At 40.7% G+C, this 16,506-nt stretch carries 13 protein-coding genes; 8 read left to right on the forward strand and 5 right to left on the reverse strand.

Annotation, left to right across the window (positions count from 1 at the left end; translation table 11 throughout):
- Positions 1 to 5 precede the first annotated feature (5 nt).
- A complete protein-coding gene (locus V2H41_RS02220; protein ID WP_474064769.1) occupies positions 6 to 4,994 on the reverse strand; it encodes a translocation/assembly module TamB domain-containing protein in 4,989 nt (1,662 codons plus the stop codon).
- 281 nt (positions 4,995 to 5,275) lie between these two features.
- On the opposite strand from V2H41_RS02220, the gene V2H41_RS02225 reads away from it, so the two are divergent.
- The 4 genes from V2H41_RS02225 (at position 5,276) to V2H41_RS02240 (ending at position 8,792) form a co-directional block, all read left to right on the forward strand.
- Positions 5,276 to 5,518, forward strand: a complete 243-nt coding sequence (locus V2H41_RS02225) for a hypothetical protein (RefSeq protein WP_330973485.1) — start codon at positions 5,276 to 5,278, stop codon at positions 5,516 to 5,518.
- A 286-nt stretch (positions 5,519 to 5,804) separates the two neighbouring features.
- Complete coding sequence (locus V2H41_RS02230) at positions 5,805 to 6,029, forward strand: hypothetical protein (RefSeq protein ID WP_330973486.1); 225 nt, start codon at positions 5,805 to 5,807, stop codon at positions 6,027 to 6,029.
- A 148-nt stretch (positions 6,030 to 6,177) separates the two neighbouring features.
- Complete coding sequence (locus tag V2H41_RS02235; protein ID WP_330973487.1) at positions 6,178 to 7,206, forward strand: ligase-associated DNA damage response exonuclease; 1,029 nt, start codon at positions 6,178 to 6,180, stop codon at positions 7,204 to 7,206.
- Positions 7,203 to 8,792, forward strand: coding sequence for an ATP-dependent DNA ligase (locus V2H41_RS02240; protein ID WP_330973488.1), 1,590 nt, complete (start codon positions 7,203 to 7,205; stop codon positions 8,790 to 8,792). The genes V2H41_RS02235 and V2H41_RS02240 overlap by 4 nt, the downstream gene beginning before the upstream one ends.
- Positions 8,793 to 8,810: 18 nt before the next feature.
- Here the strand turns inward: V2H41_RS02240 and V2H41_RS02245 are convergent, their stop codons facing one another.
- The 4 genes from V2H41_RS02245 to V2H41_RS02260 form a co-directional block, all read right to left on the reverse strand.
- Complete coding sequence (locus tag V2H41_RS02245; RefSeq protein ID WP_330973489.1) at positions 8,811 to 9,704, reverse strand: SDR family oxidoreductase; 894 nt, start codon at positions 9,702 to 9,704, stop codon at positions 8,811 to 8,813.
- A gap of 119 nt (positions 9,705 to 9,823) precedes the next feature.
- Positions 9,824 to 10,681, reverse strand: a complete 858-nt coding sequence (locus V2H41_RS02250) for a sigma-70 family RNA polymerase sigma factor (protein ID WP_330973490.1) — start codon at positions 10,679 to 10,681, stop codon at positions 9,824 to 9,826.
- A 164-nt stretch (positions 10,682 to 10,845) separates the two neighbouring features.
- Positions 10,846 to 12,132 (reverse strand): prolipoprotein diacylglyceryl transferase, encoded by a 1,287-nt coding sequence (locus tag V2H41_RS02255; RefSeq protein WP_330973491.1) that lies wholly within the window; start codon positions 12,130 to 12,132, stop codon positions 10,846 to 10,848.
- A gap of 139 nt (positions 12,133 to 12,271) precedes the next feature.
- On the reverse strand, positions 12,272 to 12,688 hold the full coding sequence (locus V2H41_RS02260) for a BrxA/BrxB family bacilliredoxin (protein WP_330973492.1): 417 nt from the start codon (positions 12,686 to 12,688) through the stop codon (positions 12,272 to 12,274).
- A 295-nt stretch (positions 12,689 to 12,983) separates the two neighbouring features.
- Here V2H41_RS02260 and V2H41_RS02265 point away from each other — a divergent pair, with 295 nt between their 5' ends.
- From V2H41_RS02265 to V2H41_RS02280, 4 genes are all read left to right on the forward strand, one after another.
- Positions 12,984 to 13,430: an Hsp20/alpha crystallin family protein gene (locus tag V2H41_RS02265; RefSeq protein WP_330973493.1), complete on the forward strand. Its 447-nt coding sequence runs from the start codon at positions 12,984 to 12,986 to the stop codon at positions 13,428 to 13,430.
- A 159-nt stretch (positions 13,431 to 13,589) separates the two neighbouring features.
- Positions 13,590 to 14,858, forward strand: coding sequence for a hypothetical protein (locus tag V2H41_RS02270; RefSeq protein WP_330973494.1), 1,269 nt, complete (start codon positions 13,590 to 13,592; stop codon positions 14,856 to 14,858).
- Between the two features lie 130 nt (positions 14,859 to 14,988).
- The gene (locus tag V2H41_RS02275; protein WP_330973495.1) at positions 14,989 to 15,213 is read left to right on the forward strand and encodes a hypothetical protein; all 225 of its coding nucleotides are present in this window, start codon (positions 14,989 to 14,991) and stop codon (positions 15,211 to 15,213) included.
- Between the two features lie 102 nt (positions 15,214 to 15,315).
- Positions 15,316 to 16,503 (forward strand): cupin domain-containing protein, encoded by a 1,188-nt coding sequence (locus V2H41_RS02280; RefSeq protein ID WP_330973496.1) that lies wholly within the window; start codon positions 15,316 to 15,318, stop codon positions 16,501 to 16,503.
- The last annotated feature ends 3 nt before the right edge of the window (positions 16,504 to 16,506 follow it).

Below are 16,506 nucleotides of genomic sequence, written 5' to 3' on the forward strand. Positions count from 1 at the left end.
GTGTTTTACCTTTCCCTACCGCGTCTGTTTCGTTTTTTAAAGCTGTCGAAAATTTCTTTAAATCGATTGTAGTCTACAACCAGTGCAAATCCCAAGCCGGTTTCAATAATTTGGCCTTCGATGACACCTTCGTTTTGGTTGCGCCTATAAGCTCTTAGTCTATACCGCCCATCACGTGATAATGCGTACTCGATATTGACATTACCAGCAATATTCGTTCCCGAACCTGTGTTCCGGGATCCTTCCAATGCAAAGTCACTACCTACAGTGATGGTTAAACGATCGTTAAGCAGTTTTTTGGATAGAGCAACATTTAGATCAGTTCTTGTTTGCTGTGAACCGGTGCTATAATCTTCTTCTGACGTAAGATCGAAAGAAATGTCCACATCTTTTATCAAATCGGCGGCGAGATTATTCAGTTGTTGTGTGAGCAGACGGCTAACGCTTTGCCGTGCCAGCATTTCGGGAGAAATGCCACTGGATAAGCTTTCGAAAGGATTTTCGGATACAAACCTGTTTAAGGCCAATAAGGCAAATACTTGTTTGTTCAGTTCGCTTTCGTTAGTATTCAGTTGTTGTAAGCGCGTATAGACAATACCGCTAAAGGCGTTTCGCTCATTTTCGGGCATATCGATCTGAAAACTGATACGCGGTTTTAATAGCTGATCGGTCATTTTCAGGTACACAATAAACGGTAGCTTTTGTTTATAGGTGGTCTTCGTGGATTGATCCACGTTTTGTATCTGGTCAGCAATCAAATCGATAGCCGAGGTATTGATATTATAAGTAGCTGTGATATTGATATTCGCCTCAGTGGGAGCGCCAGTCCACTGGATATAACTACCCTGCTGCAATATGAATTTTCTTCTTGCGAGGCCTCCAATAGATAAATTATAATTACCCTCCGAAATAAGGTAACGACCAGTCATTGCAATGGTACCGCTAGGGTCCATGGTTAGGTTTAATTCTGCTTCACCTTTTACTAGCAAGGCATCACCATTTGCAGGATCTACTACGATTGTAATTTCGGCTTCTTTTTCTGTAAGGAGGTTCATGGATAGATTAATGCCTTTCAGTGGAGCTCGTGTAATGCTGTCCACATCAAGTGCTTGTCGGCTGTTATTAGGTGGTGCATCCATGTCCACAAATTCTACAATGCCCTCCTGATTAACGATGTCCGGATCACTATCCGGTATGGCAAAGAAAAACCTAGTGTCTTTATTCACTCTAAGCGTACCGGTAACTTCAGGTTTGTTCATATCACCACCAATCTGAGCCATTGCAGTAAGATATACCTTGCCATAAAACAATTCATTATCTGCAACAGTCGAGTTCAATACCCTAAAGTTGTTAGCCCGCAACCTTAAATCGAAACCGAAATTCTGATAATCTTTGGTTTTAATCATGCCGTTCAGCGTTAGGACTTGATTAGATGAATCTAGGATCGTTAGATTATTGAACTGAATTCCGTCGTCGACAAATGAGATGGTTTCATTTTTTAATCTGATGTAAGAGTTCAATTGGGTGATATTCAGTCCTGCTTCTTTAAACTGCAGGTTGCCCAAAACTTTTGGTGACGTTAACGAGCCTTTAGCCGTAATGTTACCTGTAAGTGTACCACTTCCATTTCGTACCTGCCCCCCGGATAGGCTTTCGATGTATTTCAAGTCAATACGGTTAATGGCAGCAGTAATATCAAGAGCGCCTTTATCACTTGTATAATAAAATCCGGAGATTCTCAAGTCATGAGGGCCACTAAGTGTTATATCAGCTTTATAGGCATCCTTAGTATAATTATCCGCGTATATTTCCAAATCTCCTAAGAGATCATTCTGATAGCGAAGCTGACTTACTGCAAGATTAGCTTCTAGTTGCATAGAATCCGTTACATTGCGAAGTTCCACGGTTCCGTTGAGCAAACCGCCCACCAGTGAAGTGTCTTGTTCGGCATACCGCGTAAGCGTTTCCAGCATGAAATCTTTAAAAGCAATTTTAATGGGGGCATTAGGTGTGTCTGATATACTATTGGCCGATAACGCTTGACCGTTGTTGCTAATGACAAAGTTTCGGATGTATATGCCAGCGTTGCCGTATTGTATCAAATTATCGGCTGCAACATTCCATCGATCATAATTTAATAGCAGTTGCTGCGGATCGAGTGAAAACTGATAGGTGCCGTCTGCTGCTTTGAAATTAACACCAATGGTATATTTATCGCGGTTCTTGCTGTCGCGTAAAAAGAGGCTTACATGCAGCAAATTGTCCGCAGCATTTCCTGTAACGGCAGCATTATAAAGCTGAATAGACGGACTTTGAATGTTGGCAATATTCAATTCGTAATCCAGAGCTGTAGTATCTCTGTTGCCAATGTTCAGTTGGATGTTATTTATATTGAAGTCTCCATATGCAATGCGTGGAAAGTTTCCGTGAATAGTCAGGTTATTTGCATCCGTATTGAGCACTCCATTCAACGTTGAAGTATTAAAAGCTTTCAACTCCGGCACCAACTCTTTCAATAGCTTGGAATCGTGTACTGTTGCATGAAATTGCATGTGTTGTGGCGGAGTAGGTTTTGCAGGTGCAAAGGCGTAATATTTACTGATTTCGTTAATAAAGGCCTGACTGATTTGGGTAAGTTGATACTTTCCGTTTAGTTCGGCACTGATAATTTCTGAAGTAAGTCGTAAGTAGTTGGAAGAATCTGTAGCTTGAGCAGCCAGCTGCACAGTATCCATGTTAAGAACTTTCCCATCAGTGGCAATTTGGACGCTACTAATCACTGCAGTTCCGTTTAGATAATCAGGATCTAGGGTCGGAAAATCCAATACTGCAAGTCCGGCAATTTTCAGCTCCGTATCTGAAAAATTTAGTTTTTGCAGATCGATTCTTTTTAAATCGATGTTGCCGGTAAGGGAGGGGTACTGGCCTCCTATACTCGCACGCGCTACAATATCAAAGTGCGCATTGGAATCAGGACTACTGGTTGCTAGTTCCAATGTCTGATTGGCAAACTTGCCATCAAGCTGTATGTTCTGATAGTTATAATTATTATACTGTGCGCTTAATATTTTACCATTTACAACGGCATTTGCTGTTTCGGGAGTAATGCCGCTACCATTGAGATCCAATACCAGGCTCAATTCTCCTACATCATTTCTTTTTAAAAGCTTTCCGACATGTACTTTACTTAAGTCTACATGGGCTGTATAGGAAGGTGTTTTGGCAGAGCCACCCATTTTTGCATGGAGCTGGGCATTTCCCATGTCGGTATTTATATTGAAATGGGTCGTAAAGTTTTTTATGCTGCCTGCAAATTTCCCGGAGGCAGCAATGTATCCGGGTAATTCAATGTCTTGGGGAATGGTTCCTTTTGGTGCAAGCGCATTAATATCAGCTTTTGAGGTGCGTAATTTGGGGATATTGATATTAAAGTATGCTTTGTCTGTATCAGGTAGACCTCTGATATTGCCGGTAATATCGATGTCGGTATTCTTCAGGCCGTGTAAACGAAATGTATGAATAGTGATATCGTTTAGTCGTCCTTTCACCGATGCCACCATTTGCAATTGTTGATGGCGATAAGTTGCCGGAATTGCAGTGGAGAAGTAAGCCGCATCAGCTAATCCTAAGGTTGAGTTGTCAAAGCTAAGTGCTACACCTACTCTTTCCGGGTATTTGGTAAGATCATCGATTGATGAATAAGTAAGTAGCGTATTATTATGGATAGAGGTGTGCGGTGTTTTTATAATTAAATCTTCCACACTCAATTTTTCGGTATTGTATACTACACGACCTTTTAGATCGTTTAGCTCAAATCCGCAGGTATCCTTCAGCTGAGCATCTTTTATAACTGCGGTAATGCCTGAACGGTCTATGATAAATTTTTCCGCGTTCAGACTTAGTCCTTTTACGTTCAGATGATTGAAGTCCATTACACCACCTTGCTCCCGTGGTGCGGAGAGATCGTCGTATTTTATTCTGTTATTGGCTAAAACAATATTATTGAGATTAAGGCTAAATGAGGAGGCCTCAGTAGTATCTGTGGTAGTTTTTTTATCCTCATTAGTACTAGGTCCGGGATGATAAGCAAATTCGATAATTGAGTTACTGAGTTCTCCCTTATCGGTTTGGTACTTGCCATGTGTGAGGTCTATCAACAGATCACGAAGGTGGAATGTTTTAAGAAATGCAGAGGCTTGCATATCTGAAAGCCGATCATCGTATTTCAGTTCCACTCCATTGAACGAAAAGCTTTTCATTTCAATCAAAGGCAAACTCCCTCCGGACTCGTCTTGAGTTGTTTCTATGGCTTCTACCGCTACTTGTTTAAGGGTAGTAAGAGGTTTGTTCTGAAAATAGTGTAGGCGAGTGTCTTTTAAATCTAATCTGTCGAGCACATAGTGCATGTTTTCTAGGTCGCACTTATCCACCACTGCGTTTAAACGGGTTAATGCAATGCCGGCATCATTTCCCGCTACATCATCTTTAAAATTGATGCGAATATCATCCAGAAGAATTTTACCAAGCTTCAGTTGTAGTGGTGCAGTATCTTCCTTAGGAGGTTTCACTTCTTCCTGAGCATCGCTTACCAATGAATCAACCAGAAATTGATAATTGAATACAGTATCGGGATGTAGGCGATGCACGTTGGCATAGACCCTTTCCAATGCGATAGAGTTCACTTCTACCTTATTTCTTAAAAATCCTAGCATGTTCAGCTGTACACTCAGATTTCCGGCATATAATAAGGTATCATGATTCTTATCTGCTATATAAAACTGTTGAAGTTTTAATCCAGAAGGAAAAGTAATACGAATCTGTTCCAGACTAATTTCGGTGTCTGTCTTTTTTTTAAGATAAGTGATGACTTTGTTTTTCACTAAATTTTGTACGGCAGGAACGGTAAGAGATGTCGCTGCAAGTATGACCAACAATATAATGCCGGCCACAGTCCAAAGTATAATCCTTAAAATTTTTCTTAATCCTTTACTCAAAACTATATTATCTTGTTGGCCTTACAATACTAATGAATTGTTGGCTAGGTTCAAACTTAGAAAATAATTATATAATACATGTTAATTTTTACTAATGTAAAAATTAGTCCACAAAATCGAAGGTAGCCTAACAAATCTTATTCTGCAAAATGTATGCTACAACACCGATAATAAGGGTTTAAGATTTCGCATCCCGTAATCAGTTTTGGCTTGGTTTTGGTACCATTTTGTGTATCTAGGCTGAATTATCAACTACCAGGGCTACTTAAAAACATACACATATGGAATATGGCAATAAAAATGATTTCTTAATAGATGCACAGGTAAATGGGAAGTCGCAACGGGTGCAGGTAACCTATACTGAGACTACCGATGGAATACCGTTTTATATCTGCCATATCGATGGTCAAGAGATTACTCAAATCAGAAAAGACGAAAATCGGTGGAAGCAAATCTGGGGAGATATTGCAGAAGCAGATGTAAAAACCATTGGAGAGGCTATCGAAGCAAAATCCGAAACTTAAGGCTTGGCATTTGTCAATACCATTTAGCGAGGCAAAGTAGAAGAACATAGCCTGCATCAGTAGCACTTGTTAAAAGCCCTGTCAGGCTCATCTGTTTTGTAAAAAACAGAAAAAATGCTAAATTAGCAGCCGCTTTTTTAAGCGTATAGCGTACCTTTTGTGGATTTTTTACTCAGAAAATACTTGCTAGCCCATTTTCAACCTTATAGCTAGATTATTGTTATACAAAAGTCTAAATGCTGGATTTGACTTCTTTAATATTAAAAAAATATTAATTTTTTAATATATGAGAAACGCTCTAACCAACAATCAGGCAATGTTAACTGTCATTGATGGCGAGAGTGCTTATCCCAAGGAACTGCCTATTAAATTCACTGCAGATGCCATCAAGTATTTATCTTCTGTGACCACATCCATAAACCTAAAGGACTGGCGGTGGCATGAGGAGGAGATTAATGGTCAGAAGTACTACATTATAACGGACAAAATTACTTCTGCTGCGGAAAGCTAATGCTGCTTTTGTCAAAGCTTATAAAGTCTTGAGGTCAGCTTAATGGCTGGCCATTTTTATAATCACACTAAATTTTCGTACAATTACTCGTTGATATAATAAATAAGGAATGATATTTGGGTAAATTTCTATACAAATTCTTTTATCATTGAGCCTTTTACAATTTACTGCTAAAGGTATTTATTGTCCAGTAGGAAAATTTTATATTGATCCCTGGCAGCCCGTCGATTTTGCGGTGATTACTCATGCCCATGGCGACCACGCCCGTTGGGGTAGTAGATACTATCTGGCACATGAATTCTCCCAGCCTATTCTAAAGGTAAGATTAGGTCCCGACACCGTGATAGAAACATTGCCTTATGGAGTAACTAAAAATATCAACGGTGTTAAGCTTAGTTTACATCCTGCTGGACATATTATCGGCTCTGCACAGGTAAGATTGGAGTACAAGGGATTTGTGAGCGTGGTTTCGGGTGATTATAAAACTGAAAACGACGGCATCTCTACACCTTTTGAGCCTTTGCGTTGTAACGAATTTGTAACGGAGAGCACTTTTGGGTTACCGATTTATAATTGGTTAGGGCAAGTGCAAATTTTCGACAACATCAAGCAGTGGATCCTCCGCAATCAGTCTAACGGTCGCACCAGCATTTTCATAGCGTACAGTTTAGGAAAAGCGCAGCGACTCATGAAAGGACTAGAAGGTGTGGCCAACATTTTTGTGCATAGTTCCATTGAGCGACTTAATGAAGCCATTCGATCTGCTAGTATTACATTACCACATGCCAAACAATGGACGAGCGATACACCTCGAACGGCTTTGCAAAACAGTATTGTGATTTTACCACCATCCTTATTGGGAACAAATATGATAAAAAAAATACCCCACGGGGCTATAGCTATTTGTTCGGGATGGATGCAGGTGCGGGGCAACAGACGATGGCAAAGTGTGGATGCCGGATTTGCAGTGAGCGATCATGCAGACTGGCGAGGATTGTTAGATACCATTCGGTATACTGGCGCTGAGAAGGTATATGTGACACATGGCTACACCGCTACTTTTTCGAAATATCTTAATGAAATAGGTATTGCTGCTCAAGAGGTAATAACGCAATACGGTAGTGATGAGGAAGCGGAGGCCGATAATTCCAAAGAAGCAATCTCTCCGGAGGTATGAAACATTTTGCCGCATTGATACAAGCATTGGAAGTTAGCAATAAGACCAACGATAAGTTGGATGCTATCGTCGCATATCTCTCAGTAGCACCGGATGAGGATAAGCTTTGGTTGATAGCCTTATTTACAGGACGTCGCCCTAAACGACCTGTAAAAACTACGCTGATGCGACAATGGGCGCTGGAGCTTTCGGAACTTCCTGAGTGGCTGTTTCTGGAATGTTACAGTAATGTGGGAGATTTAGGTGAAACCATTAGCCTAATATTGCCTAAGCCTCAACAACGTATTGACAAAAGCTTGTCACAATGGATGCAAGAGTTGCTACAGCTGGCTTCCAAAAGCGAAGAAGAAAAGAAAACTTTTGTACTTACAGCTTGGAACGGGCTGGATTATAATGAGCGTTTTATTTTTAATAAACTCATTGGCGGCGGATTTCGTATTGGTGTATCGTCCAAATTATTGGTCAATGCGCTTTCGAAGTTTACAGGGGTAGATAGCAATACCATTATGCATAGTATTATGGGGCAATGGCGTCCAGAAGAAGCCGATTATACCGATCTCATTGCCGGTAAGCATATTAATGCCGATCACTCCAAGCCGTACCCCTTTTGTCTAGCCTATCCCATGGATAAGCCTGTGGAGGAGCTGGGAAACCCTGAGGAGTGGCAAGCCGAATGGAAATGGGATGGTATCAGAGGCCAGATGATTAAGCGGGGCAATGAGTTGTTTTTATGGAGTCGGGGAGAGGAATTGGTCACCGATCAGTTTCCCGATTTACAATTTATAGCATCGTACCTGCCCGACGGTACGGTTATAGACGGTGAAATTCTAGCCTATAAAGATGGACAGGTACTGAATTTTAACCATCTGCAGAAGCGATTAAATAGAAAAGTTATTTCCAAAAAATTACAGGAAGAAGTGCCAGTAGGTTTTTATGCTTACGATCTTCTGGAAGTGAACGGCACTGATATTCGAGAAAGAAGCCTTATCGAAAGAAGACAACTATTAGAGCAAATAATTACTTCTGTTCCTTTACAGAATATAAAAATATCTCCGGTTGTAGGGTTTGCCAACTGGATCGAATTGGCAGCCTTAAGGGAACAGGCACGGCAGGTAAATAGCGAGGGGCTAATGTTAAAAGCAAAAGGCTCTATTTATCATACCGGACGTAAAAAAGGCGATTGGTGGAAGTGGAAAATAAACCCTTTATCTATCGATGCCGTTTTGATTTACGGGCAGAAGGGGAGTGGCCGCAGGAGTGGTTTTTATACCGATTATACTTTTGCTGTAAAATCGGGAGAACGGCTGGTTACCATTGCTAAAGCGTATTCAGGTCTTACCGATCAGGAAATAAAAGAGGTCGATCGTTTTATAAAAAACAACTCGGTAGAAAAATTCGGTCCTGTGCGAACCGTAAAGCCCGAGTTGGTGTTCGAAATAGGATTCGAAGGTATTGCTCGAAGCAACCGTCATAAGTCGGGCGTGGCGCTGCGTTTTCCGCGTATTTTACGCTGGCGTAAAGATAAAACCGTCAAGGATGTCAATACTTTGGAAGAGGTGCAGGCTCTGTTGGCGCAATATGGATGAGAATATGGATGAGGGCACTTATTCAGCCAGTGTTTTTTCGAGTCCCTCTGCAAAACTCATAGGATGATAATCTAGCTCTCTTTGTGCTTTTGCAATATTTAAGCCTCCATTTAGAGGACGCAGCGCCTTTTCCTGAAATGTTGCTCGGGTTACAGGTGTCAGTTGGTGTGCCGAAATATTTAAATATGCTGCTGTGGCAAGGGCCATTTCATAAGGTGTAAGCAGGTCCTTTCCTGCCAGATTATATACACCACAGGCGCGCTTGTTAATGATGGTTCTAATGCCTTTTGCTAAGTCTTCGCCATGGGTCGGTGTGCGTTGCTGATCATTTACCACTTTAAAGGGTTCATTATTTTTCAGTTTTTTTGCTATCAGTCCAATAAAACTATCCCGCCCGTAAAGAGGTTTGCCATATACAAAACTAGTTCTTACAATAGCTTTATCGAATTTATATTCAGCAACGGCGTCCTCTGCTTCTTTCTTTGTTCGACCATAGTAGCTGATGGGATTGGCAGGGTCATCTTCGGTATACATTCCTTTCTCTCCGTCGAATATGAAATCAGTAGATAGGTGTACGAAGAAGGACTGATAGGTTTCTGCATTTAGCAATAATTGCAATGTGCCGTATACATTCACGTCGTATGCATCAGCCTGATTCAGTTCACATTCATCGGGTTTGCTCATAGCCCCACAATGTACTACCACCTCAGGTTGTACGAATTCAAAGGCGTCGTGTAGGGAGAATGGATCGGTAAAGTCCACCTGTATAAAGCGATAGGTTGGATACTGTTTATTGAAGGAGGAGGCATCTCCTGTGCGAGAGGAGGCAAATACTTCGTGTCCTTCTTTCAGCAAAGCAGCTACAACATGACTGCCTACAAATCCATTAGAGCCTGTTACAAGTATCTTCACGCCAATATTTTTAGACGCAATAATAATTCAATATTTTTTTATTTGAAATGAAGTACATTTCGCAGGAAGGCATAAAAAAAGCTCCGGCCACGGACCGGAGCTTTGAGTCTCATAATTTTTTAACCTAAGTAGGCTTTTAGAGCGCTACTATATCTCGCCTTCTGAAGGCGTTTAATCGCACGTTCTTTTATCTGACGAATGCGTTCTTTCGTTAAGTCGTATTTCTGACCGATTTGTTCAATGGTTACACCGTTTTCACCATCAAGACCAAAATAGGCATTTACAATTTCAGCTTCACGTGGAGAGAGAGATTTCAGCACGCGACGGATTTCGTTGCGCAGTGAATCTTTCATCACATCTTCGTCGGTATTAGAACCTCCTTCCAGCAGATCTCCCATAGCCACATCTTCCGCTTCATGTACCGGAGCGTCTAGTGAAGTGTGACGGGTGTTGCTTTGGAAGATGTTATTGATTTCGGTTTCACTCATCTCCAGCAGTTCCGAAAGCTCTTCGGTAGAAGGTTCTCTTTCATGCTCTTGCTCAAATGCCATGTAGGCCTTGTTGGCTTTGTTGTAAGTGCCAATTTTGTTCTGTGGTAAGCGTACCAGACGTCCTTGTTCGGCCAAAGCTTGTAAGATGCTCTGACGAATCCACCATACGGCATAAGAAATAAACTTAAACCCTTTGGTTTCATCAAAACGTTGGGCTGCTTTAATCAAACCAAGGTTGCCCTCATTGATGAGGTCGCTAAGCGACAATCCTTGGTGCTGATATTGTTTTGCCACAGAAACCACGAAACGAAGGTTGGCCTGAACGAGCTTGTCTAAAGCACGTTGATCACCCATTTTGATACGCTGGGCGAGTACGGTCTCTTCTTCGGGTGTAATCATTGAAATTTTAGAGATCTCCTGCAGGTATTTTTCCACTGCCTGTGAGTCTCTGTTAGTAATCTGTGTAGCAATTTTTAGCTGACGCATATTGTTTATATATAACCTTTTGGTAAACTAAAGTGAAAGATTCCGCCCCAATTTAAATAATAGCCTGCAAAGGTACGCATAAAATGGAAGAAATTCAATAGTAATATACTAAAGTCTCCCACAAAACTGGGCATTAAGTTAATAAATTTATATTATAAACGTAATTAGCTGGTCCTTGGTTGCATGTTTTTGTGGTTTATTTTGGAATAAATGATTAAAACAATACCTCCTAACATCAGGCAGAATGAAATAAGCTGAGCCTGAGTCATTTCCATTCCTAGGAAATGCATTTTTACATTTACCCGTATGCGCTCAATGAAAAATCTTTCTAATCCATTAAATAGAAGATAGATGCCGAATAGCATTCCCGGTATGTGGATGCGTTTCCTTAACATCCACAATATTCCAAATAGGATAAAGGAAATAATGACCTCGTACATCGGTGTAGGGAAAACTGGTACTGGTAAATGGGTGCAATATTGTAAATCGCTACAGTTTGCTAGCGGTACGCCTGCTTCATTTACGTTATGAGGGTAGTCGTAGGCGAAGAACCAATCAGGCAAAAAGCTTAAAATTTTTGGTTTTACAAAGGATGCGTGAGCAGAGCCGTGCCGGGCGAAATACTCGGCATGGGTGGTAAGAGCCGCTTCAAAATCACCCGAAGTTGCCGGAAATACGCCTCCTGCAGGCGTGGTTTTATAAGCGCTATTGTAGATGCCCCAGTCGCCATCGCCGGCTACTTGACAGCCAATTCGGCCTATGGCATAGGCTAGCATCATTACCGGTCCCATTACATCTACAAAGTGAACAAATGGTATTTTATGCTTGCGTGTGTACAGCCATAGAGCAACGCCGGCACAAATTAATCCTCCATAAAACGTCAGTCCTGCAGCGGAAAAGATCGAAGAAGGATCTTGAATAAAGGTATCCCAGTTTTCAAAAGCGTCGAAAAGTTTGGCACCCACTAGCCCGAAAACCAATGCAATCATGGTCATCTCGCCTACGCGATCGTGTGGCCATACGCGGATAGCGCGTTTTTCGGGTTGTGGCAGTTTTTGTTTATTGCGCTCTTTCCATTTCAGAAAAGCAAACAGTGCCCCCAGTGCAATACCGGTAAACCAGTTGCCGCTTGATGAGAAGATATATTCCTGGGTATTGGTCTTTAGGCTTTCGTCAACAAACGGTAAGGCCAGAATTTTATAACCTAATACAAATCCTAAAATAAAATTGGTAAGCAATTCGCCCCAGCTGGCGGGTTTACCTACAACAATGGTTTCCTCAGTTGGAAACATTACCCCCTCTCTCCCTTTGCGCCGAAGTTCGCGGGTTAAAACAATAGAGCTGATAATGAAAGAAACTGCAACAAAAAAACCGAAAGTGTTCAGGAAATGTAAGAATTTCCATTCTACGCCAAACCAATCGCGAAAGAGGTAGTATAAATTAGGATACATGCAGTAGGTGATTTTTATTTTATTAGCGGCAATATTACAACAAACTAGGTTGAAATATCAGCGTTAATAAATTATATACAGCAAAGATGCGTAGCATAATGCTACGCATCTTCCGTAATAAAGATATAAAAAAATCGTCTTAAGCGCAATATTCATCGAAGGCAGCTATGAGATTTTCAGCTATCATCTGCGCCGAGCGCCCTTCGATCATATGTCTTTCGATGAAATGTACCAATTTGCCATCCTTAAACAAAGCAATGGATGGAGAAGAGGGTGGGTAGGGCAGTAAATGTTCACGAATTTTTTTTACCGCATCAATATCGTATCCTGCAAAACAGGTTGTGAGATGGTCGGGTTTTTTAGTGGCATTCGCAATAGCCATCAATACTCCCGGACGCGCAGTTCCTGCAGAACATCCACATACAGAATTGATTACAACAAGGTTGGTTCCTCCTTTGGCCAGGCTGGCCTCCACATCTTCCGGAGTGAGCAATTCTACGAACCCGTTATCGGTGAGCTCCTCCTTCATGGGTTGAACTATTTCAGTGGGATACATACTTCTATACTGTTTTAAGATTTAAATACATTCAACGCAAATTTAGAGAAATTGTTTAGTGTAAGCCTGTAAACCTTCTCTCTTATTCGTCGAATTTATCCCCTTCCAGCATGATATATGCTTGAGCGACAAATTTACGATTAGTAATAAGGTTTTATGACGAATTGTCATTTTGCAAAGGTTGAAAATGACAAAATGTCTATATAAATGATATTGGTTCATAGTTTGAATAGAGATAGGCGAAATCGATTATTGAATAATATTCCAAAAAACAATAAAAAGGAGGATTGACACTATGAACTTAATAAAATTCAACAGCATTCCTTTTGAAAGAACTTTCAACAGTCTGGTAGATGATTTCTTTACCGAAATCCCTAGCTTATTTAAAACTGATTTACTGGTGCCGGATAAAAAAGGTTTTGCCCCAGTAAACATTACTGAAAACGAAAAAAACTATCAGATTGAGGTAGTGGCTCCAGGCTACGATAAGGCCGATTTTAAAATTACTGTAGATGGTAATTTACTTACTATCTCAGCCGAAAAGAAAATCGAAAGTGAGGAGCAAAAAGGTAAGAGTTTAAGAAAAGAATTTCATTTGCGCTCTTTTAGAAGGGTATTTACTATTGATGATAAGATTGATACAAATAAAGTTGAAGCAAAATATGTTAATGGTATCTTAATAGTAACCCTTCAGCGCAAGGAAGAAGCTAAAGCAGCGTCAAAAGAAATAGAGGTACAATAAGCAAGTTTTTCTCATAAGCAGTTAGTTTTGGTTTAAGCCCTGCGTTTCCACGCAGGGGCTTTTTTTAAAGAATATTGAAAGCCTCAGCCCACTTATTCAGGCTATTCGACGTCTATTGCCTAACTTTGTAAATTCTGTGAATTCAAACACTTATCAGTTATGCGCAATATCAAGCTGGCCCTTTTATTAGTAGTGTTTTTACTTTCGTTATCAGTGAGATCGCAGGTGAGACCCGATAGCATAGTATTGAAACCCGCAACTGAAGTGTCCCGCATGGATTCTTTAAGAATAGTGAATTTCAGCCCCTTTTTCTCATTGCATGTGGATTCCAGTCTCTCTTATAAATTTTTGATTAATAAGGATCCCAAAAAATATTACTGGTTCTTGAAAGAAGCTCCGGTGGGTTTTAAGATGGATAAAGATAATGGGGTACTTTCGTTTAAATCTAATAAATCATTGTTTCTTGCAGGCCGATTAAAATATGATCAGGAATATCCTGTAAAAATTGGTGTGCAAAGTTTGTCTAATCCTTTGGATAGGCTGGATACTACCGTCCGTGTGATCTTTTATAGTACTGATGTAGTATATCCCCGAATTAAACCTTCGGTGGTAAGTCCAGTTACGATTGTGGAGGGAGATCGACTGAGCTTTAGTGTATTGTGTGAAAACGGTAATTTCCCCATTGATAAGATACTTGTATCCAGCGATGTGTCCATTGGTAATTTCAAATTGCCCAAAACCTGTGACGATTATTTTGAGTGGGTGCCAGGATATGACTTTGTTACGGATCAAGACCCCAAAGGGGAGCGTGTCGTGAATCTTGAATTCATTGGTAGTACTAACTTTAACTATGCTGATACGGCTCGTGTAAAGGTGATTGTGAAAAACGGATTAAATTATGATATAGCGACAAAAGAATATAATGACGCCCTCAATAATCTAAAAACTTGGATACTTCGATATAAATACACCTTTCTGCAGTTAGACAAAAGGCTTAGAAAAACGAAGAACTGGCGGTCGGGATTTGATATTACCACTGCAACAACTACACTTACAGGTACTGTGCTGGCAACAACTGCGGGTGAAAATAAAAGCAAGCAAAATACGGGGAAAATACTGCCCAGCATAGGTGTGGTCGCTATGCCGGTGAAAGAAGCTGCTGCCCCTCAGAGAACAACAGAGCAAAATCAAGCGACGTTGTTGCGTACGAACATTAAGCGTTTGGATTATATTCTTACCGAAAATCAGCTGTCGGGCGATAGAGATCCTCTCATTTTGGTAAAAACCGAGACGCTGAAAAAAGAGTTAAGACAAAGTCAGACACAGCTAGCAGAAGTACCTACTGAGATGTCGGAAAATCTTTCGGAGAAACAGCTGAATGAATATTTCGATGATCCGAAAGTGCAGAAAAAATACAGGCTACGGTAAAAGGCGCCGAACTTGTTAAGAGTTCGCTAAGGTGCGTAATTATTCGCTTTTAAATTTTTTCGGTTGAAGAAAATTAATTACTTTACACTTAACACGAATTAATTTTCTTCATTCTTTAAAAACGCATTTTATGGAAACAACTTATATCGATCTCTCTCAGGACGAACTGCAAGTAACAAGATTGGATGAAACTTCGGCAACAGCACAGGCTTATGACGGAGATGGAGATGGAGGTGCTGACGGAGGCGATGGCGCTGATGGAGATGGCGGAGCCGATGGTGACGGCGGAGCAGACGGCGATGGTGGCGCTGACGGAGATGGTGGTGCAGACGGTGATGGTGGAGACGGCGCATAAATCTTAACGCTTGAGTTCTATTAAAAAACTTTTTACAAAGCTGCAGTGATATTCTTTTCTGCAGCTTTTTTACATTTTGCATTTACATAAATCATATTTTATATGACGCGTTTTTTTGAATCGATTATCGCACCTTATACTATTGACGATTTTTTTACCCGATACCACGAAAAGGATATTCTATACATTAACCGCAACGATGCATCTTATTACAATCCTATACTTACTTCACAGGAAATTTCAGATTATCTGGATAGACAGGATATCTTTTACCCTTCTGTGCGTATGGTAAAAGACGGGAAGGAAGTTCCTAATGGCGAATACACGCTCAAAAGCACACCTATAGGCCATCACAGAAAAGATGGAATTATCAATACCGATAAAGCTTTTGCACTGTTTAACAACGGTGCTACCTTTGTAATTCAGGCAGGACAACGTTATTTTAATAATCTTTCTCATTGCTGTTTGCAATTATCGCAAAAATTTAATTCACCCGTTCAGGCCAACTTATACATTACGCCCAGTCGTTCGCAGGGATTTCATCCGCATTGGGATACTCACGATGTATTTGTACTGCAGATAGCTGGCACCAAAACTTGGCACCTATACGGCTTTGAAAAAGAACTACCTACCAAGAATCAATCTTTCGTTAGCAAAGATTATAACAAAGAGCCCTTACAAACCCTTCAGATTAAGCCTGGAGATTTTCTATATGTACCTCGTGGCTATGTGCATGATGCCGTAGCCGATGATGGCGTTTCGGCACATATCACCATCGGTATACTCTCTTTCACCTGGGTACGATTCTTCAACGAAGTATTTCCGCAACTGGAAGCGTTTAAAGAATTTAGAGAGGCGGTTCCGTTTTGGAAAGACAATCTTGACGAGCTAATACAAGAAAAGGTAAAACTTCTTACGCAAAAATTATCAGAGCTGAATTTTAAGGATGGCATAGAGAGGCTCAATAAAAGTTACCGTACTGCACAGCCGCAACCAGTACGTAATTATTTTGAAAGCGTATGCAATGTACAGTCTATTCAGCCGCAAACGTCTTTTCGCTTGAATGAAGGGGTACTTTTCTCTTCTGTCGAAAATGATAACGGTTTTGAACTACGTTTCTGGGGAAAGGCTATCCAGTTAAGCAATGCAGTGCGACCGGTGATTGATTTTATATTTGAGCGCAAGCAATTTACATTAGACGAATTACCAGGCGAGTTGAACGAGGAAGTCAAAAAAAACCTGCTTACGCAACTAGTGAAGGAGGGCGTTGTTTATATTGAAGCGTTATAAAGA

The organism is Niabella digestorum (assembly GCF_036409055.1).
Taxonomy (GTDB): Bacteria; Bacteroidota; Bacteroidia; order Chitinophagales; family Chitinophagaceae; genus Niabella; species Niabella composti.